The organism is Ruegeria atlantica, from assembly GCF_013032005.1.
GTDB lineage: Bacteria > Pseudomonadota > Alphaproteobacteria > Rhodobacterales > Rhodobacteraceae > Ruegeria > Ruegeria atlantica_A.
Window position 1 is genome coordinate 1,102,919 of sequence record NZ_WQBE01000001.1, and the last position, 18,719, is coordinate 1,121,637.

The 18,719-nt window shown below is 59.6% G+C and carries 18 protein-coding genes and 1 riboswitch; of the genes, 15 read left to right on the forward strand and 3 right to left on the reverse strand.

Going from position 1 to position 18,719, the window contains the following annotated elements; genetic code table 11:
- Positions 1-33: 33 nt before the first annotated feature.
- Positions 34-240, forward strand: a riboswitch (cobalamin riboswitch).
- A 36-nt stretch (positions 241-276) separates the two neighbouring features.
- The 3 genes from GOX21_RS05520 (at position 277) to GOX21_RS05530 (ending at position 1,712) form a co-directional block, all read left to right on the forward strand.
- Positions 277-447, forward strand: coding sequence for a CbtB domain-containing protein (locus GOX21_RS05520; protein ID WP_170349258.1), 171 nt, complete (start codon positions 277-279; stop codon positions 445-447).
- A gap of 4 nt (positions 448-451) precedes the next feature.
- A complete protein-coding gene (locus GOX21_RS05525; protein ID WP_170375996.1) occupies positions 452-1,150 on the forward strand; it encodes a CbtA family protein in 699 nt (232 codons plus the stop codon).
- Positions 1,151-1,217: 67 nt separating this feature from the next.
- Positions 1,218-1,712 (forward strand): hypothetical protein, encoded by a 495-nt coding sequence (locus tag GOX21_RS05530; protein WP_170359223.1) that lies wholly within the window; start codon positions 1,218-1,220, stop codon positions 1,710-1,712.
- Here GOX21_RS05530 and GOX21_RS05535 read toward each other — a convergent pair.
- A complete protein-coding gene (locus GOX21_RS05535; protein WP_367647913.1) occupies positions 1,709-2,053 on the reverse strand; it encodes a DUF1636 family protein in 345 nt (114 codons plus the stop codon). The two genes, GOX21_RS05530 and GOX21_RS05535, sit on opposite strands and share 4 nt — an antisense overlap.
- Positions 2,054-2,194: 141 nt before the next feature.
- Between GOX21_RS05535 and GOX21_RS05540 the strand changes: the two genes are divergently transcribed.
- The 7 genes from GOX21_RS05540 to mdoH all read left to right on the forward strand — a co-directional run bounded on the left by GOX21_RS05540 (position 2,195) and on the right by mdoH (position 11,686).
- The gene (locus tag GOX21_RS05540; protein ID WP_170376000.1) at positions 2,195-2,653 is read left to right on the forward strand and encodes a DUF302 domain-containing protein; all 459 of its coding nucleotides are present in this window, start codon (positions 2,195-2,197) and stop codon (positions 2,651-2,653) included.
- Between the two features lie 79 nt (positions 2,654-2,732).
- Positions 2,733-4,352 carry a thiamine pyrophosphate-binding protein gene (locus GOX21_RS05545; RefSeq protein WP_170359226.1) on the forward strand — a complete coding sequence of 540 codons (1,620 nt, stop codon included), beginning with the start codon at positions 2,733-2,735 and terminating at the stop codon, positions 4,350-4,352.
- Complete coding sequence (locus GOX21_RS05550) at positions 4,339-5,523, forward strand: CaiB/BaiF CoA transferase family protein (protein WP_170376003.1); 1,185 nt, start codon at positions 4,339-4,341, stop codon at positions 5,521-5,523. The genes GOX21_RS05545 and GOX21_RS05550 overlap by 14 nt, the downstream gene beginning before the upstream one ends.
- 181 nt (positions 5,524-5,704) lie before the next feature.
- Positions 5,705-7,075 (forward strand): tetratricopeptide repeat protein, encoded by a 1,371-nt coding sequence (locus GOX21_RS05555; protein WP_170349265.1) that lies wholly within the window; start codon positions 5,705-5,707, stop codon positions 7,073-7,075.
- Between the two features lie 32 nt (positions 7,076-7,107).
- Positions 7,108-8,325, forward strand: coding sequence for an OpgC family protein (locus GOX21_RS05560; protein WP_170376005.1), 1,218 nt, complete (start codon positions 7,108-7,110; stop codon positions 8,323-8,325).
- Positions 8,322-9,821: a glucan biosynthesis protein gene (locus GOX21_RS05565; protein WP_170349267.1), complete on the forward strand. Its 1,500-nt coding sequence runs from the start codon at positions 8,322-8,324 to the stop codon at positions 9,819-9,821. The genes GOX21_RS05560 and GOX21_RS05565 overlap by 4 nt, the downstream gene beginning before the upstream one ends.
- Positions 9,818-11,686, forward strand: coding sequence for a glucans biosynthesis glucosyltransferase MdoH (gene mdoH, locus GOX21_RS05570; RefSeq protein ID WP_170376007.1), 1,869 nt, complete (start codon positions 9,818-9,820; stop codon positions 11,684-11,686). The genes GOX21_RS05565 and mdoH overlap by 4 nt, the downstream gene beginning before the upstream one ends.
- Here the strand turns inward: mdoH and GOX21_RS05575 are convergent, their stop codons facing one another.
- The gene (locus GOX21_RS05575; protein ID WP_170376008.1) at positions 11,687-12,502 is read right to left on the reverse strand and encodes an alpha/beta hydrolase family esterase; all 816 of its coding nucleotides are present in this window, start codon (positions 12,500-12,502) and stop codon (positions 11,687-11,689) included.
- Positions 12,499-12,972: a rhodanese-like domain-containing protein gene (locus GOX21_RS05580; protein ID WP_170376010.1), complete on the reverse strand. Its 474-nt coding sequence runs from the start codon at positions 12,970-12,972 to the stop codon at positions 12,499-12,501. The genes GOX21_RS05575 and GOX21_RS05580 overlap by 4 nt, the downstream gene beginning before the upstream one ends.
- Positions 12,973-13,184: 212 nt before the next feature.
- On the opposite strand from GOX21_RS05580, the gene GOX21_RS05585 reads away from it, so the two are divergent.
- From GOX21_RS05585 to GOX21_RS05605, 5 genes are read left to right on the forward strand one after another with little or no spacing between them, the layout of a single operon-like run.
- Entirely contained in the window at positions 13,185-16,052 is a 2,868-nt protein-coding gene (locus GOX21_RS05585; RefSeq protein ID WP_170376011.1) for a monovalent cation/H+ antiporter subunit A, read from the forward strand.
- Positions 16,052-16,411, forward strand: coding sequence for a Na+/H+ antiporter subunit C (locus GOX21_RS05590; protein ID WP_170376013.1), 360 nt, complete (start codon positions 16,052-16,054; stop codon positions 16,409-16,411). Before GOX21_RS05585 ends, GOX21_RS05590 begins: the two co-directional genes overlap by 1 nt.
- The gene (locus GOX21_RS05595; RefSeq protein ID WP_170349273.1) at positions 16,408-17,952 is read left to right on the forward strand and encodes a monovalent cation/H+ antiporter subunit D; all 1,545 of its coding nucleotides are present in this window, start codon (positions 16,408-16,410) and stop codon (positions 17,950-17,952) included. The genes GOX21_RS05590 and GOX21_RS05595 overlap by 4 nt, the downstream gene beginning before the upstream one ends.
- Entirely contained in the window at positions 17,952-18,449 is a 498-nt protein-coding gene (locus GOX21_RS05600) for a Na+/H+ antiporter subunit E (RefSeq protein ID WP_170349274.1), read from the forward strand. Before GOX21_RS05595 ends, GOX21_RS05600 begins: the two co-directional genes overlap by 1 nt.
- Entirely contained in the window at positions 18,446-18,715 is a 270-nt protein-coding gene (locus GOX21_RS05605) for a K+/H+ antiporter subunit F (RefSeq protein ID WP_170376015.1), read from the forward strand. Before GOX21_RS05600 ends, GOX21_RS05605 begins: the two co-directional genes overlap by 4 nt.
- Positions 18,716-18,719: the final 4 nt, after the last annotated feature.

Genomic DNA, 18,719 nt, shown 5'->3' on the forward strand with positions numbered 1-18,719 from the left:
CGCAAATGACGATTGCACCAGCGGCACCATAGAGGCTAAATGAACGCGTCTGGTCCTGCCGGAGACATCCGGATGCTAAGAGGGAATGTGGTGCGACTGCCATGGCAGCCAAATCCACAGCCGCCCCCGCGACTGTAAGCGGAGAGCCCCTGTTCAACCAGCCACTCCTGTTCTCAGGGGGAAGGCGAACAGAGGCATCGACCCGCAAGCCAGGAGACCTGCCAGGCGACAATTGAAACACCGGCCGTCGGGTGCGGCGGCAAAGGAGAATAAAAGATGGCAACACAAACGCAAACAGCATCCGCCTCGCGCGCTGGTATCCTTCCGGTCATGTTCGCGGTGGTACTGGGTCTGGGTATCATCACCCTGACCGGTCACGTACAGGCCGCAGCGCTGCATGACGCAGCACACGACGTGCGCCACGCGACCGGCTTCCCCTGCCACTAAGACCATGTTCAGTCGTATACTGACCAGCGCGTTGTTCGCTGGTGCTGCAGCGGGGCTGATAGCCGCCTTGCTGCAGTTGGTCTTTGTGCAACCTGTTTTGTTGCACGCAGAGCTGTACGAAACCGGTGAGTTGGTGCATTTCGGAGCCGAAGCCGTTTCGGCGCATCCCGAATTGCCGGGCATGTTCTCGGAACTGACCCGTGACGCGCTGAGCGTCATCTTTACCATGCTGACCTATACCGGTTACGCGCTGCTGATGGTTGCCCTGATGTCCGTGGCCGAAGGCCAGGGCCACACGATTGATGGCCGCACCGGCGTGCTTTGGGGTCTGGCTGGGTTCATCGCCTTTCATCTGGCGCCTGGCTTTACCCTGGCACCAGAGGTGCCTGGTGTAGCGGCGGCTGACGTCTATGCCCGACAGGTCTGGTGGTTTGCCACTGTTGGTGCTGCGCTTGTTGCGCTGTGGTTGATTGCGTTTGGCGGCAACCTGATCAGCTATGTGATCGCAGCGGCCCTGTTGCTGGCACCACACCTGATCGGTGCGCCCGAACCGGATGTGTTCACCGGCCCCGTCCCGACCGAGATCGGCGCCTTGTTCGCCGCTCGCGCCTTTGGCATCGGTCTGGTGGCCTGGGTTCTGGTCGGTGCCTTTGCCGGGTATTTCTGGCAAAGCGAAGGCAAACGCGTCGAAGCAGCGGCCTGATCCTCTCATATAATGACGCGCCGGGTTCTGCCCGGCGCGTTTCTTTTTGCCCTAAAGGAAAGAAAAAATGGCACGCTCACTTGCCCTTTTTGCAATCGGCCTTGTGTTCGGTGGTGGTGCTGGTTTTGTGCTGGCGGCAGCCAATGGCGTCACGTTTGACGGCCACGATCATGGCGATCCGTCCCATCACGGCGGCGCGCATGCTGAAGCGATGGCCCATGACCATTCGACCACGGTAAACCTGCCCGCAGGGGCGGACGCCCCCAGCGTTGCAATCGCGCTGACCCAGGACCCGATGGCCGGGTGGAACCTGCACGTCATGCCGCAGAATTTCCGGTTTGCCCCGGAAAACGCGTCAACAGCCGATGTAGACGGCGAAGGCCACGCGCATGTTTACATCAATGGCGAGAAACTAGCCCGGCTCTACGGCAACTGGATACACATCCCCGACCTTCCGAAGGGAGAGGTCGAGGTTTCGGTTTCGCTGAACGCAAACAGCCACAGTGCACTGACGGTCGACAACGTACCGGTCAGCGCTGCCGTGACCGTTCAGGTCGATTAAAGCGCCGGTATCCGCGCGCGCAAACACATCCGAAGTCGCCCGCAGGGTCGGGCGTCTTCGATCCAACCTGCGGGGCTGTCCAGATAGGCTTTGCAGGTTGCGGCGATGTCTTCGGCATCGGTAACGATATTTACCCCCGAAAACACGTAAGACGCCCGTCCTGCGGCCTGCAATGCCAATGCGGTCGGCTCAGCGCAGCCACTGAAACAGGCGTGATCCGAGATGACGACCCGACCATTCAGCCCTGCACGCACTAACGCGTCATCCACGGCCTGCCTCTCGGCCACTCGGTCACGCGTTCCCGCACAACTGCTGCAAATCAATAGGCGTATCGGGTTCACGTGTGGCCTCGTGTTTGATGGATTGCATGTTTCTGCGGCTTTCTGGACGTCGGCGCAATCCTGAATACGCACGGAAATGTGCGTGCGCGGAACTCGGATTTCTGGCATCACTCAGACAGTCACATTGAACGAGGCACCGTCATGCGCACGCTTTTGGGTTTGCTCTGTCTTCTCGCCCTACCTGTCCGGGCCGAGGAACCATTGTCGGGTTGGGCAGTGTATCCAACCGTCAAAAGCTATGAAGAACTGGTCGCGGATACGAAGGCTGCGGTGAAGGAAAACGGGTTGATCGTGGTCACGCAGGCTGGTCCGACCAAGGCGGCTGCGGCGCGTGGCATCACTATACCCGGCAATCTGGTGATCGGTGCCTTCAACAACGACTATGCCGTGCGCGTTCTGGAAACCTCTGTCAGTGCAATGATCGAAGCGCCGATTCGTTTTTACGTAACTGAGAACGACGACGGCACCGCCACCCTGTCCTACAAAACGCCCAGCTTTGTCTTTGCCCCCTATGTGTACGAGGGCGGAGAGCCTTTGCGCGATATTGCCCAAGAACTTGACACAAAGTTTCAGTCAGTGGCGGAAACCGCAGCCAAATAGTCACACTGACGTGAACCTGCTTGCGTCTGGCTACGTCCTCCGCAATCTGCTGAGCAACGAAAACTTCGGAGCATAACGAATGCAGGACCTCTCCCCCCGCGCGGCTGACCTTTTGGCCCAAAGACTATACGAGGCCGGATGCCGCCACGCTTTTGGCATGCCAGGCGGAGAGGTTCTGACGCTGGTGGATGCTCTGGAACAGGTTGGGATCACCTTTCACCTGACCAAACACGAAAACGCCGCCGGCTTCATGGCAGAGGCTGTCCACCACCGTGATGGCGCACCTGCCATTCTGGTGGCCACTCTGGGCCCCGGCGCGATGAATGGAATCAACGTTGTTGCCAACGCGCTGCAAGACCGGGTGCCGATGATCGTTCTGACCGGCTGTGTCGATGCGGATGAGGCACTGACCTATACTCATCAGGTGATGGATCACGCGCAGGTTTACCGCTCGATCACCAAGGGCACGTTCACGCTGACGGCCCAGGGCGCAGACGTGGTTGCTGACAGAGCGGTTTCGCTGGCCACACAGCCCCGCCCCGGTCCGGTTCATATCGACGTGCCGATCTCGGTCGCGGACACGCGCGTATCCGGGAGTAAACGCCGCCGTCTGGTCAAACCCGCTGCGGTCGCGCCCGAAGGGAACTGTGTTGAGAAAGCCCGCCGCTGGGTGACCGAGGCCGAACGCCCCATCGCGATCGTGGGTCTGGACGTGCTTTATGACGACTCGCGCAATGTGGTGCAGGCGTTTCTTGAACATTTCAACATCCCCTTCGTGACCACGTACAAAGCTAAGGGCGTCGTGCCCGAGGATCATCCATTGTGCCTGGGCGGCGCAGGTTTGTCGCCCTTGGCCGACAAGCATCTGGTGCCGTTGGTCAAACAATCCGATCTGGTGTTGTGTCTGGGGTATGACCCGATCGAAATGCGCCCTGGCTGGCGCGAGATCTGGGACCCCGAGGAAAAGCGAGTCATCGATATCTCGGCCGTCGTCAACGATCATTACATGCATCAAGCCGGGTTGAATCTGGTCGCCCACACGGGCGCCACGCTAGAAGCCATCGCCAAGGGGAACCCCGCCCGCGCGACGTGGCCGGGTGGTGAACCCGCGCAGGTTAAAGCCGCACTGGCGCAGGCCTTCCCCGCGGATGATGACTGGGGCCCGGCGGCCGTGATCGCCGAATCCCGCGCCGCCCTGCCCGCTGATACGCTGGCCACCGCTGACAGCGGCGCGCATCGCATCCTGCTGAGCCAGATGTGGGAGTGCCACGAAGAACGCGGGCTGATCCAATCCTCGGCCCTGTGTACCATGGGCTGCGCCGTACCGATGGCCATTGGTCTGAAACTGGCTGAGCCTGACCGCCCGGTCATCAGTTTCTCGGGCGATGCTGGTTTTCTGATGGTTGCCGGAGAGCTGTCGACCGCAGCCGAGATGGGCTGCAATCCGATTTTTCTGGTCTTTGTCGACGCCAGTCTTGCGCTGATCGAGTTGAAACAGCGCCAGCGTCAGATGGGCAATATGGGCGTGGATTTCGACCGCCACGACTTTGCCGCCATGGGGCAAGCCTTTGGTGGCTATGGACATACCGTCCGCAACCGCGCAGAACTGCGGTCGGCGCTGGAGCAGGCGGTCAAAGCCGACCGCTTTACCGTCATCGCTGCAGAAATCGAGCGTGGAGGATATGATGGCCGGATCTGAGGGACCGCTGAAAGGCGTCAAGGTGCTGGATCTCAGCCGCATTCTGGCTGGGCCAACCTGTACGCAGCTGCTGGGCGATTTGGGCGCCAACGTAATCAAGATCGAAAACCCGGCCAGTGGCGGCGATGATACCCGGCAATGGGGCCCTCCTTACGTTGAAGACGCTCAGGGCAGCCGCTCGGACCTGAGTGCGTATTTCATGTCGGCCAACCGCAACAAGAAATCCGTCGCCATCGACATCACTACGCCCGAAGGCCAGGCTGAAATCAAACGGCTGGCATCGCATGCCGATATCCTGATCGAGAATTTCAAACCCGGCGGGCTGGCGAAATACGGGCTGGATTACGCCACGCTATCGCCGGAGTTCCCGAGCCTCGTCTATTGCTCGATCTCGGGCTATGGCCAGACCGGGCCGAATGCGTCCAAGCCCGGCTATGACCTGATGGCGCAAGGTTATGGCGGGATCATGTCGCTGACCGGCGACCCCGAAGGCGCACCGATGAAGGTGGGTGTTGGCATCGCTGATGTGATGTGCGGAATGTATGCCTGCGTTGGCATTCTAGCCGCTCTGCGCCACCGGGATCAAACCGGCGAAGGCCAGCAGATCGACCTGGCATTGGTCGACTCACAAGTTGCCTGGTTGATCAATGAGGGCGTCAATTACCTGACCTCGGGCAATGTTCCGCAACGGCGGGGCAACGGGCATCCCAACATTGTGCCTTATGACGTTTACGAAACCTCGGATGGCCATGTGATTCTGGCCGTGGGCAATGACGGACAGTTCCGCCGTTTCTGCGACTTTATCGGGCGGCCCGAGCTGGCCGATGATCCGCGCTTTGCCACCAACCCGGCGCGCCTGGAAAGCCGCGACGCTTTGAACGCAGTTCTGCGCCCGGCGGTTCAAGCCTATGACACTGCCACCGTCATCGCCGAGCTGGAAGACCGCAAAGTACCCGTCGGCCCGGTGCGGACTTTGGATCAGGTTTTTGCCTCGGATCAGGTCGCGGCTCGGCAAATGCAGATCGCCATGCAGGCGGCACCGGGGTCGGTGCAGCTGATCGGGAATCCGCTGAAATTGTCACGCACTCCGGTCACCTATCGCGCTGCCCCGCCCGAATTCGGGGCGGACACTCAGGCCGTTTTGAACGCCAAAAATCCATTCGAAGATTGAAACACTGTGTCCGTTTCGGCGGCATGTTGCTGAAACATGCCGTTGAATCGGCGGTTTTTTTCACGTTTTACACACACGGCTTTTCACCAATTCGAGAGCAGAGGCGATACTGATACGACGCCGTCAGAGTCTCTGCTACATCGAATAGTGTAGAAAATTAAAATTGGATCGGACCAATCGCATGAAACAGGATGTTTTCGGACAGATGAACACCCTCAGCCATTCGGCAAGCGTCGAGGCGTGGAACGGTGTTCTGCTTGGGTTCATGGCGCATGCGGCCATTACTCCGCAACATCTGGGCAAGGTGCTGGAGCTTGAGCCCGACTTTGCCCTGGGTCACGCCATCAAGGGGCTGTTCATGGTTCTGCTGGGCCGGCGTGAGATGACGGCGGTCGCGGTCGAGGCCCTGTCAGAGGCCAAAGCCGCGATGGAACGGCAACCGATCTCTGAACGTGAGCGCATGTATGTCGAGGCGCTTGGCCTGTATCTGGAAGATCTGCCCTCGCAGGCGATTCAAAAATTTGAGCAGATTCTGCGCTCCCATCCGCAGGATACTCTGGCGATGAAACTCAGCCACGCAACCCGGTTCGTTCTAGGTGACCCGACCGGTATGCGCCGGTCAATCGAGCGGGTCTTGGCCGCTTATGAACCGGATCACCCAGGACGTGGCTATCTTCTGGGCTGTCACGCTTTCGCGTTGGAGGAAACGGGCGAATACCAAAAGGCCGAGATTGCCGGACGCCAAGCCCTTTGGATGGTTTCGGATGATGCCTGGGGTCTGCATGCGGTGGCCCACGTGCACGAGATGCAGGGCAATGCGCAATTGGGTCTGGACTGGTTGGCCGGACGCGAGGACGCTTGGACCCATTGCAACAACTTCCGCTATCACGTCTGGTGGCACAAGGCACTGATGCATCTGGACCTGGGTCAGGTAGACCAGGTGATGGAGCTGTACGATACCCACGTTCGCCAGGACAAAACGGACGATTACCGCGATATCTCGAACGCGACCTCACTGCTGTCGCGCCTAGAGCTGGAAGGCGTCGACGTAGGCAATCGCTGGGAAGAGCTGGCCGATCTCAGCGCGGCCCGGACCGAGGATGGCTGCGTGGTCTTCGCCGACCTTCACTATCTGCTGGCATTGACTGGTGATAACCGCAACGAAGCGACCAGCAAGATGTTGCAGCGCATCCAGAAAGACGCGCAACGCAATCAAGGCGATACTCCGGTCCGCATGTCCGACCCGGGTATTGCAGCCTCCAAAGGGCTTGAGGCTTTTGGTGAGGGGCAGTACGCCGCCGCATTCGACTTTTTGTCGAGCGCGCGCAATGGCATGCAACTGGTAGGTGGCAGCCACGCCCAACGTGATGTATTCGAGCGCATCACCATTGATTCGGGCCTGCGCGCGGGCCGTCTGGATGCTGTCGAGCGCATCTTGGACGATCGCCGCGCCAAACGGGCCGGAGGCGAGGACAATTACGCACTTGCGCGCCGCGCATTGATCGACGCGGCCCGCGACAACGGAGACGCACAAAGCGTCCCGGCTGAATAACAAAAACAAAGACCAAGAAGGACAGAACACGTATGGCGACTGCATCGCCCGCTTCTGATTTTGCGCCTGTGGCCGCCTCGGCGGCCGCCCCTGCCCGTGTGCGTGATCCGCGCCTGGATTTTTACCGCGGCATCGCGATGTTCATCATCCTGATCGCACATATCCCCAATGACCCCTGGGCAAAATGGATCCCCGCGCGGTTCGGCTTTTCCGACGCGACCGAAATTTTCGTGTTCTGTTCCGGCATGGCTTCGGCCATCGCCTTCGGCGGGGCGTTCCTGCGCAAGGGCTGGTGGTTGGGCACCGCCCGCGTGGCGTTCCGCATCTGGCAGGTCTACTGGGCACATATCGCATTGTTCTTCTTTGTCGCCATGTCCATGGCCGCGCTGAATGAAAGCGGATTGTTCGAGAAAAACTATATCTCTTCGCTGAATCTGCAGCATTTCTTTAACGATCCTGCACCGCAGATCGTCGGGCTGTTCACCCTGACCTACGTACCCAATTACTTCGATATCCTGCCGATGTATCTGGTGGTTCTGGCGATGATGCCGCTGGTCATGGGCCTGTCACGGATTGGGTTCTGGGCGGTTGCCTTGGCCTCAGTCACGCTGTGGCTCGTGGCGCAGACCGACGTTCTGGACTTGCCGGCCGAGCCGTGGTCGGATCGACAGTGGTTCTTCAACCCCTTTGGCTGGCAGCTGCTGTTCTTCACCGGCTTTGCTTTCATGCGCGGCTGGATTCCCGCCCCCCCGGTCTCGAAAACGCTGATCTGGGCAGCGGCGCTGTTCCTGATCTTCTCGATGCCGTTTGGCTCATGGAAAGTGTTCACCTGGATCAACGCAGCAGCCCCCGATCTGGCCGACGAAATCCGAAAAGTTTGGCCCGTTACGAAAGAGTTCCGCGACAAGACCGATTTTGGCCTGTTCCGGTATCTGCACTTCCTGTCGCTGGCCTATCTGGGCTGGGTCGTTGCGGGAGAACACGGCCATCGCCTGATCGCCACCGGTCACGGCGCGGCGGCCAAAATTTGGCAATTCCTGCTGACCGTGATCACCAAAGTCGGGCAGCAATCGCTGGCGGTTTTCGTTTTTTCCATGGCAGCAGCACGGCTTATCGGCGTCGGACTGGACCTGAGTGGGCGGGATGTTGCCAGTGTGTTCATCGCTAACATGATTGGCTTTGCGATGATCATCGGGGTGGCATACATGGCCGCTTGGTTCAAATCACAACCTTGGAAGTCAAAGAAATGAATTTTACACGTCGTGCATTTCTGGCCTCGACTTCGGCGCTTGCCTTTGCGCCTGCCACATTTGCCACCGGCGGGGAAACCCCCTTTGACCGCAATGACGTCATCGCGATGGCCCGGGATCTTGCCAGCCGCCCCTATGCGGAACGCGAAATGGTGCCCCAGGAATGGCAGGACCTGACCTATCAGCAATACCGCTCGATCCGGTTCCGTCTGGACCGGGCGCTGTGGTTTGGAACCGAGACGCCCTTTAACGTCGATTTCTTCACACCCGGCTTATACTTCCCGCGCACCGTCAAGGTGTCGACGGTCGAGGATGGTTTCGCAACGCCGGTCGCGTTTGATCTGAGCATGTTCGACAAATCCGAGGATGTGCCTGAACTTCCGATCGACGACACGCTGGGCTTTTCCGGTTTGCGCCTACGCACCGAGATGCACCGCCCCGGCAAAACCGACGAGTTCTGCGTCTGGCAGGGTGCCAGCTATTTCCGCGCCATCGGCCTGCACGAGGTTTACGGCCTCTCCGCCCGTGGTCTGGCGCTGAAAACCGGCGATCCGGATGGTGAGGAATTCCCTGAATTCATCCGCTTCTGGCTGGAGCGCCCAAAACCCGGCCAGCGTGACATGGTGGTTCACGCGCTGATGGACAGCCCCAGCGTGACAGGTGCCTATCGGTTCAACGTCACCGCAGGCGCGGATTGCGTCATGGATATCGAGGCCACCCTGTTCCCGCGCGAAGAGCTAACACATGTCGGAATCGCGCCGGGCACTTCGATGTTCTTGTTCGACCAGACCAATCACAGCCGGTTCGACGATTTCCGCCCCGCCGTCCACGACAGCGACGGTCTGCTGATCCGCAACGGTGCCGGAGAAGTTTTGTGGCGACCGTTGGCGAACCCGACGCGTCTGCAGATTTCGTCCTTCGTTGACATGAACCCACGCGGGTTCGGCCTGATGCAGCGGAAACGCGAGTTCTCGGACTACGCGGATCTTGAGGCGAATTACCACAAACGCCCCGGTCTTTGGGTCGAACCGAAGGGCGACTGGGGCAAAGGTACTGTAACGCTGGTTGAGATTCCGGCAGATCAGGAAATCTATGACAACATCGTCGCCTATTGGCGCCCGATGGAGCCTTATGCAGCGGGCAGCCAGGTCGACCTGTCCTACCGTCTGATCTGGGGGGACGAGCCGCAGCGCACGCCGATGCCGCGCGTGATCAACACCGCCATGGGTGAAAACACCTTTGGAGAAGGGCGCCTGGCCGTCATCGACTTTGAACCGTCTGAGTTGTTCGAAGACCCCGAGGCGATGACGATCTTCGTCAACTCACCCCACGCCGAAACGTCCGAGGGTGTGCTGCAACGCAACCCCGATACCGGCGGGCTGCGTCTGGCCTTTTCCTTCCAGCCGGGCGACCGGAACCACGTGGAACTGCGCGCGCAGTTGCTGAAAGACAAACAGCCTGCCTCTGAGGTCTGGCTCTACCGTTGGACCGTATGACCGAAGACTTGCATATCATGCCGCCCGAGGCACCGCTGGCCATGCCCGCGCAAGATTTCAGCGCGGGCTTCCGTGACGCGCAAGTGCCCGAGGGTCAGCGCCCCTCGGCCGGTTTTTGGCGCGCCTTGGCGTTTTCGCCTGCGATGGCCGCGACTTTAGGCCTGCTGTGGGTAATGAGCGACTGGTTTGGGGCCGAAGGGATCAACCTGATCGAAGCCATCCTGCTGGCGCTGATCTCGTTCAACTTCTTCTGGATTTCCTTCACGGTCTGCACCGTGCTGCTAGGCATGGTTTCCCTGTCGCGGCAGGAACAGCCCAAACGCGAGGGCCGTCCACAGCCCTTGCGCGTGGCGCTGTTGATGCCGGTTTATAACGAGGTGCCGTGGAACGTGCTGGGCAATGCCCGCACGATGCTCGAGGATTTGCAGGCGCGGGGTGGTCAACACCACTATGCCATGTTTATCCTGTCCGACACCCGCGACCCCGAGATCGCAGCACAGGAACAGGCCAGTATCGAGGCACTGCGAACGACGCTGGCCCCGGGTCTGGAACTGTATTACCGCCGTCGCGAAGAAAACACGGACCGCAAGGTCGGTAACATCGCCGACTGGGTCAGCCGTTGGGGCGCGGATTGGGATGCGATGTTGGTGCTGGATGCCGACAGTCTGATGACGGGCCGTGCCATCCTACGCCTGACGGATTCACTGGCGCGCGATTCTGGCGCGGGCCTGATCCAAAGTTATCCGCAACTGATCGGCGCGCAATCGGTCTTTGCCCGGATGCAGCAGTTTGCCAACGGCGTGTATGGCATTGCATTCGCCGAAGGTCTGGCGCGCTGGTGTGGGCAAGAGGGCAACTATTGGGGTCACAACGCGATTATCCGCACCAATGCCTTCGCCAATTGCGCTGGTCTACCAAAACTGCTCAGCCTGAATGGTCAGGAAAAGCTGATCATGAGCCACGATTTCGTCGAGGCCGGTCTGATGCGTCGCGCCGGTTGGGGCGTGCGGTTCCTGCCGCGCATCCGCGGCTCGTACGAGGAAACACCGCCCACACTGATCGACCATGCGCTACGCGACCGTCGCTGGTGCCAGGGCAACCTGCAGCACCTGAAGCTGCTGGGGTCTGCCGGGTTCCGGGCAGTGTCGCGGTTCCACATGTTCCACGGGGCGGTGGGCTATCTAATGTCGCCGCTGTGGTTCGCCTTGCTGGTGATGTGGGCGCTGATCGGTCAGGGCGAGGATGCCTCGGTCCTGCATTATTTCAGCCCCGACAACCCGCTGTTCCCGCAATGGCCCGAGATGTCGGAAACCCGCCATGTGCTGATCATTCTGGTGATGTATGCGATGTTGCTGGCCCCCAAGGTGCTGGGCGTAGTGGCGCTGCCCCTCAGCGGAGTGCGCTATGCGGATTTCGGCGGCGGTTCCAAATTCCTGACGTCGTTTCTGGCCGAGGTCATCCTGTCGATCCTTTACGCTCCGATCCTGATGGTGCAACAGATGATCGCAGTATTCCGGACGGCGCTTGGTCTGCAAAAAGGTTGGTCTCCGCAGGCGCGGGATGGTGGCAGCTATAGCCTGCAAACGCTGATCTTGTGCCACATGCTGGAAACCATCAGTGGCATCGCACTGAGTGTGGGCATCCTGTCCGGTCTGGTGTCGATCTGGCTGGCCCCGATTGCCATCAGCCTTGCGCTGGCGATCCCTCTCTCCGCACTCAGCGGTGTGTCAGCTGGTACCGCGCGGCGCATGGTCGGGATGAAAGAGGATTTTCACGAGCCCGCCATCACGCGATCCGCCCGACGTCATCGGAACGAACTGAAGCGCCTGATCGAGGGTAAGACGGTCATGACCCCTGCCGAGTGATTAGCCGCCCGGCAGGCCTTCGTACCAGTCCACCATCATGTCCGCCCAACCCTTGGGCACTGAGTGGCCACCGGGAAACAGCGCGAATTCCAGCATGCCGCCTTCGGCACACCCGCTCCATCTGCGTCGCATGAACTGACCGGTGGTTGAAAAACCGCTGGGCTTGGTATCGACGCATTCATTGGCAACCCGCCAGATTTCCAGCCCGGCAAAGATATCGCCTTGATGGAACCGGCCACCGCCCAGAATGCGTCCTTCTAACGGCACCACATTGTCGGTCCAGCCGTGGGTGTGGAACATCCGTACCGGACCTTCGCAGCTTTCGGGATGCGGTCGCCAGAAACCGCCAGATACCGGTACATAGGCCGAAAACGTATCGGGTGCCGCGCAGGCCAGGTAATACACCATGAACGCCCCGGCCGAGAAACCGCCCAGAACCACGCGATCTGCATCCACATCGAAACGGTCCGAGGCATCCTGTACCGCTTCGGTCAGAAAGGCGGTTTCGTCCCGTCCTTCCCAACCGGGAAAGAAGTTCCAGCTTTGGCGGCCATTTCGTTCTGACCCTTCGGGGGCCATGACTGCATAACCGCGCGCCAGCAAAGGCTCGACCATGCTGCGGTTTTTCAAAGTACCGGTTGCCGAACCCCCATAGCCATGCAGAAAGACAACCAACGGTGGGTTATCCGCCTCGGGCAATTCGATGTGGTACCCACCCGAGGCCGTCTCACACACGCCTTCCTGATCGGCACAGGCCGCCAACCCCGCCTGCCCGGCGAATGTCAAACCCGCTGCCAAGGTGAATGCCCGGATCATCCTGTCTCTCCTGTATTGTGTTCAACCGGCAAACCGGTCCGTACCCATCCCGGCCCTGCGGCAGACCCCAGCATACCCTCTGGTACGTCAATGATGTTTGTGAACCCTGCCTCGGTCAATCTGTTGCTCAGCCGAGCCGACCTGACCCCACGCGCGCAAATCAATGCAACAGGCGCGTTCCGATCACCGCCGGTCAGCTGTGCCAGCGCCTGTTCGAAATCATCGCGGCGCATATCCAACGGATGCGCTCCCTGGCCAACGCCCGTGGTCTGCCATTCCCGCGGCGTGCGAATGTCGACCAACAACACATCCCCAGACACCGCTTGCTGATACGCGTCCTGAACACTCAGCCTGTCACCCGCGTAATCTTGCGGGATCAAGCGATATTCCCGAACAGCAAAGCCAGCAACGATGGCGGCGCCACCGCCCAACAGAACCCATCGGCGTGTTCGGTTTGCTTTGTCTGCCACGCAGCTCCCTCCTGATCCGATGGGATGTGCTTATCACAGCCCGAATTTCGAATCCGCGTTGAATTTCAACCGGCAGATCAAGATCGCGTCATTGTTTCGCACCACAATCGATGGCGCTAGGACTGCGGGTAAAACTTGCAATAGCTGGACAGTTAGAAAATTATCCTTAAAAACCAGTACTACATTTGACCGCCCAGATCGGAGTATCGCACTTGTCCCTATTCCTCATCGCGGCCCTTCCCTTCCTCGGAGCTGTATTCCCAGCCCTTCTGATCCGGGCAGGACGAAACGCAGCAGCATCAGCCGCCGGGCTGACCACCTTTCTGGCGCTTATGGGGCTGTTGATTCACATCCCGTCGGTCATGCGCGGAGAGGTTGTCACGGCGCGGTTCGACTGGATACCGGCACTGGGACTGAACGCGAATTTCATGCTGGACGGTCTTGGGTTTCTGTTTGCCCTGCTGATCCTGGGGATCGGATTGCTGATCATCCTGTATGCGCGGTTTTACCTGTCACGCGAAGATCCGATGGGGCAGTTCTATACCTATCTGCTGCTGTTTCAGGGCGCGATGGTCGGGATCGTTCTGTCAGACAATATCCTTCTTTTGCTTATTTTCTGGGAGCTTACTTCGCTAAGCTCATTCTTGCTGATCGGGTATTGGAAACATCTGCCCGAGGGACGTCAGGGCGCGCGCATGGCGCTGGCCGTAACCGGCGGTGGCGGGTTGGCGATGATCGCGGGGATGCTGATTCTGGGCAATATCGTGGGCTCATATGACCTAAGCCTCATCCTACAGAACAAAGAGCTGATCCAAGCCTCACCGTATTACATGCCCGCGCTGGTCCTGATCCTGTTGGGCTGTTTTACCAAGTCGGCGCAGTTTCCGTTCCATTTCTGGCTGCCACATGCGATGGCCGCACCGACGCCGGTTTCTGCCTATCTGCACTCAGCCACAATGGTGAAGGCCGGACTGTTCCTGATGGCCCGGATGTGGCCGGTTCTGGCGGGGACGGATGCGTGGTTCTACATCGTAGCAACCACAGGTCTGGTGACCATGTTGATCGGGGCCTGCATTGCCTTGTTCAAAGACGATCTTAAGGCACTGCTGGCGTTTTCGACCGTGTCGCATCTGGGTTTGGTGACGATGCTGCTGGGCTTTGGCACCAAGATTGCAGTTGTGGCGGCGATATTCCACATTATCAATCACGCCACCTTCAAATGTGCTCTGTTCATGACCGCCGGGATCGTGGACCACGAAACCGGAACCCGAGACATCAAACGTCTGGGCGGGTTGCGTCAGTTGATGCCGATCACATTTACCATCGGAACGATTGCCGCGCTGTCTATGGCCGGTCTGCCTCCGCTGAATGGCTTCCTGTCCAAAGAAATGATGCTTGAGGAGACAGTCCACACCACCTGGCTGCACTCGCACTATCTGGTACCGGGTCTGGCGTTGCTGGCGGCACTGTTCTCGGCTGCCTATTCCTTCCGCTTTGTCGGGCATGTCTTCCTTGGCCCGCAGCGCAACGATTATCCGCACCACCCGCATGATCCGCCTATCGGTATGTGGCTGGCTCCAGCCTTCCTGGTGGTGCTGGTTGTGCTGATCGGGCTGTATTCGGCCGCGCTCGTTGGGCCTCTGGTCACGGTTGTATCCAGCGCCGTAATCGGTGGAGAGAAGCTGCCCTACTACTCACTGAAGCTCTGGCATGGCTTTACGCCCGCGCTTTACATGTCGGCCGTAGCCACACTAGGCGGTCTGTTCCTGCTGGCGCTACACCGTCGTGGCGAACAGCTGTGGAACGCCCTGCCCCGCCCCGAAGCGAAGGTCATCTTCGAGGCTGTCATCGGCGCGTTTACCGCACTCAGCCGCTGGATCACCGACACATTACATAATGGTGTGATCAGCCGGTACGCCATCATCCTTGTCGCGTTCACCGTCGGGCTTGGCTACTACGCCTATTCAACCGGCACGATAGGCCCCGAAACGCGCGAGCCCCTGCCCATTCAGATCATTCCGTTCATCGGCTGGACTTGCCTGGTGGGCGCGACGCTGGCGATCATGTGGTTCCACCGCAATCGTCTGCTGTCGCTGGTGCTGATCGGCGTCGTAGGCCTGATCGTTTCGATGGCGTTCAACTATCTTTCGGCCCCGGATCTGGCGTTGACCCAGATCTCGGTCGAGGTGGTGACGATGATCCTGTTGCTCCTGTCGCTGAACTTCCTGCCCACGGATACACCGTGGGACAGCAGCGCGGCGCGGCGTTGGCGGGATGCGGCGATTTCAGTGGTGGCCGGCCTTGGCACCGGCGCGCTGATCTATGCGCTGATGCTGCGGGATTTTGCCTTTCCCACGATTTCCGAGTTCCACTTGGCCAACTCGTACAAAGGCGGTGGCGGTACCAACGTGGTCAACGTGATCCTGGTGGACTTCCGGGGCTTTGATACCTTTGGCGAGATCATCGTTCTAGGCATCGCCGCCCTGATCATCTTTGCCCTGACCGAGGCCGTTCTGGGCACCAACGTCCGCAGCTATCTGTTGAACCGCAAGCCGCACTGGCCGCAATCAGGGGATTCACATCCGCTGATGATGGTTGTGGCAACCCGCGTGATGATGCCGATTGCCCTGATGGTTGGGGCCTACATCTTTTTCCGCGGTCACAACCAGCCGGGGGGCGGGTTCATTGCCGGTCTGATCGTCGCGATTGCCTTCCTGATGCAATACATGGCCAGTGGCTACACATGGGCCATCGAACGACAGCGGTTCTACTATCACGGCACTATCGGCTGGGGTGTTCTGATCGCTGCCGCCACCGGGATTGGAGCATGGTTCAACGAACGCCCGTTCCTGACCAGCGACTTCGGCTATCTCCATTGGCCACCCCTGGAAGAGTTCGAATGGGCCACCGCCATCCTGTTTGACACCGGCGTGTTTCTGGCCGTGCTGGGTGCGGTGATGCTGGCGCTGGACAGCCTGTCGCGGTTCGCGTGGCAGCCGGGCATGGCGCAAGAGTTCCCGATGGATATCAACCCGCTACGGGACGACTCGAAAGACGAAGATAAGAAGGAGCAGGCCTGATGGAAGCGCTCGTAGCCTCAGCCGTAGGCATCATGACCGCCGCCGGGATTTTCCTGATCCTGCGCCGCCGCACATTCCCTGTCATTCTGGGGCTGTCGCTGATCACCTACGCGGTGAACGTGTTCCTGTTCGCCACCGGGCGACTGGCGCTGGATGCGCCTGCGGTTCTGAACAAATACGAAAAGGTTCCTTATACCGACCCGTTGCCACAAGCGCTGGTGCTGACGGCCATCGTGATTTCCTTTGGTATGACGGCGGTGATCGTGATGATCGCGCTGTCCGCTTATCTGTCGTCGAAGGATGACCATATCGACATGACCGCACAAGACAGCGTCGACGGCGCGGGAGAAGACGCATGAACCACTGGATCGTAGCGCCGATCGTCCTGCCCGCGATCCTGGCCCCGTTCATCATCATGGTCCTGCGATATCACCTGGACCTGCAGCGCATCTTCTCGGTCGCCGGTGTAGTGGCGTTGCTGGGGATTGCCCTGACCATCACCGCGCAGGCCGCAGGTGGCGATATTCTGGTCTATGAGCTGGGCGATTGGCCTGCGCCCTTCGGCATCGTGCTGGTGCTAGACCGCCTGTCTGCGATGATGGTCTTGCTGACCGCCCTGCTCGCCTTGCCCATTGTGCTATACGCTATTGCGTCCGGGTGGGACGACAGGGGCAAACACTTTCACGCGCTGTTCCACTTTCAGCTCATGGGCGTCTGCGGTGCCTTCCTGACGGGCGATGCCTTCAACCTGTTCGTTTTCTTCGAGGTGTTGCTGATCGCTTCCTACGGCTTGATGACGCATGGGGGCGGGTCGGTCCGGCTGAAGGCCGGGGTGCAATATGTGGCCTATAACCTGTTGGGCTCGACCTTGTTCCTGTTTGCGCTCGGCACGCTTTATGCCGTGACCGGAACGCTTAACATGGCCGATCTGGCTGTTCGAGTCGCCGAAATTCCGCCCGAGGATACCGCCCTATTGCGGGTTGGAGCGGTTTTGTTGCTGTTGGTCTTTTGTATCAAAGCGGCCGTCTTGCCACTGCATTTCTGGTTGCCTGCCAGTTACGCCAATGCACCTTTGCCCGTCGCCGCACTGTTTGCGATCATGACCAAGGTGGGTGCCTATTCAATCCTGCGCGTCGATACGCTGGTCTTTGGGCCCGATGTGGCTGTAACGCAAGGATTGCTGGGCGACTGGCTGCAACCTGCCGCGCTTCTAACGCTGGCCGTGGGTGCCATTGGTATTCTGGGCTCGCAGCACATAGCACGGATGACGGCCTTTTGTGCCATCGCATCAATGGGCACATTGTTGATCGCAATTTCACTGTTTACCGAAACGGCCACAACTGCCGCGCTGTACTACATCTTTCATTCGACTCTTGCCACGGCGCTGATGTTCCTGGTGGCTGACCTAGTGATGGAACGCCGGGGCGGGGCCATCGCGCCAACGGCCCCGATGGCGCAAAGCGGGCTGGTCTCGGCCCTGTTCTTTGTTGGGGCAATCGCGATGGCGGGAATGCCCCCACTGTCGGGTTTCATCGGCAAGCTCCTAGTGCTGGATGCGGCGCGCGACGCACCGGATGCAAACGCAATCTGGGCAGTGATCCTGATCGGGTCGTTCGTGACGATCGTCGGGTTGGCGCGCGCAGGCACGCTGATCTTCTGGAAAAGCCATGACGCACAACACAACCCGGCGCCCGAGGTGGAAGATGACGAGGAAGCACCAGCCCTGCCCGCACCCGAACCAAACCCCGGACTGGCCTTCACCGCCATTTTTGGCATGGTCATGGGGCTTGTGATGCTGACCTTGTTCGCGGGCCCTGCCCTGACTTACGCTGGCAAAACAGCTGAACAGTTGTTCACACCCGAAAACTACATCTCAGCCGTTCTGGGAGGAGAGGAATAATGAGACTTCTGCATCGAATATTCCCCCACCCGCATCTGACGATCCTGCTGACGCTGGTGTGGATGCTTCTGGCGAATTCGCCTTCGCTGAACTCTCTGGTGTTCGGGTTGCTGCTTGGGATTATCATTCCCTTCATTACTCAGCCCTACTGGCCCGACAGACCCAAACTGCGCAACTGGCCGATGATCATCGAGTATATGCTGGTGGTGCTGTGGGATATCGTGATGGCCAATATCACCGTGGCCCGTATCATCCTGTTCAAACGCGATGCCGACCGACAGCCCAACTGGGTCTGTATCCCACTTGAACTGCGCACCCCCGAAGCGATCACTGTATTGGCCGGAACCATCACCATGACCCCCGGAACGGTCAGTTGCGATCTGTCGGCGCAAGGCCACAACCTGCTGGTTCACTGCCTGGATGCGCCCAACGTGGATGAGGTGCGCGACCAGATAAAACAACGCTATGAGCGCCGTCTGAAGGAGATTTTCGAATGATCGAGATTGCGATCTGGTTTGCCTTCGCCTGTTTCGGGGCGGCCATCATGCTGTGCCTGTATCGGATCATCTCGGCCGGGGGTGTGGGCACACGTGTTCTGGCGCTGGACACGATGGTCATCAACACAATTGCGCTGATGATTCTTTACGGGCTGGCTCTGGGGACCGAGATCTTTTTCGAGGCCGCCATGATCATCGCCATGCTGGGTTTTGTCTCAACCGTAGCCTATGCGCGCTTTATGCTGCGCGGCAATATCATCGAGTGAGGGC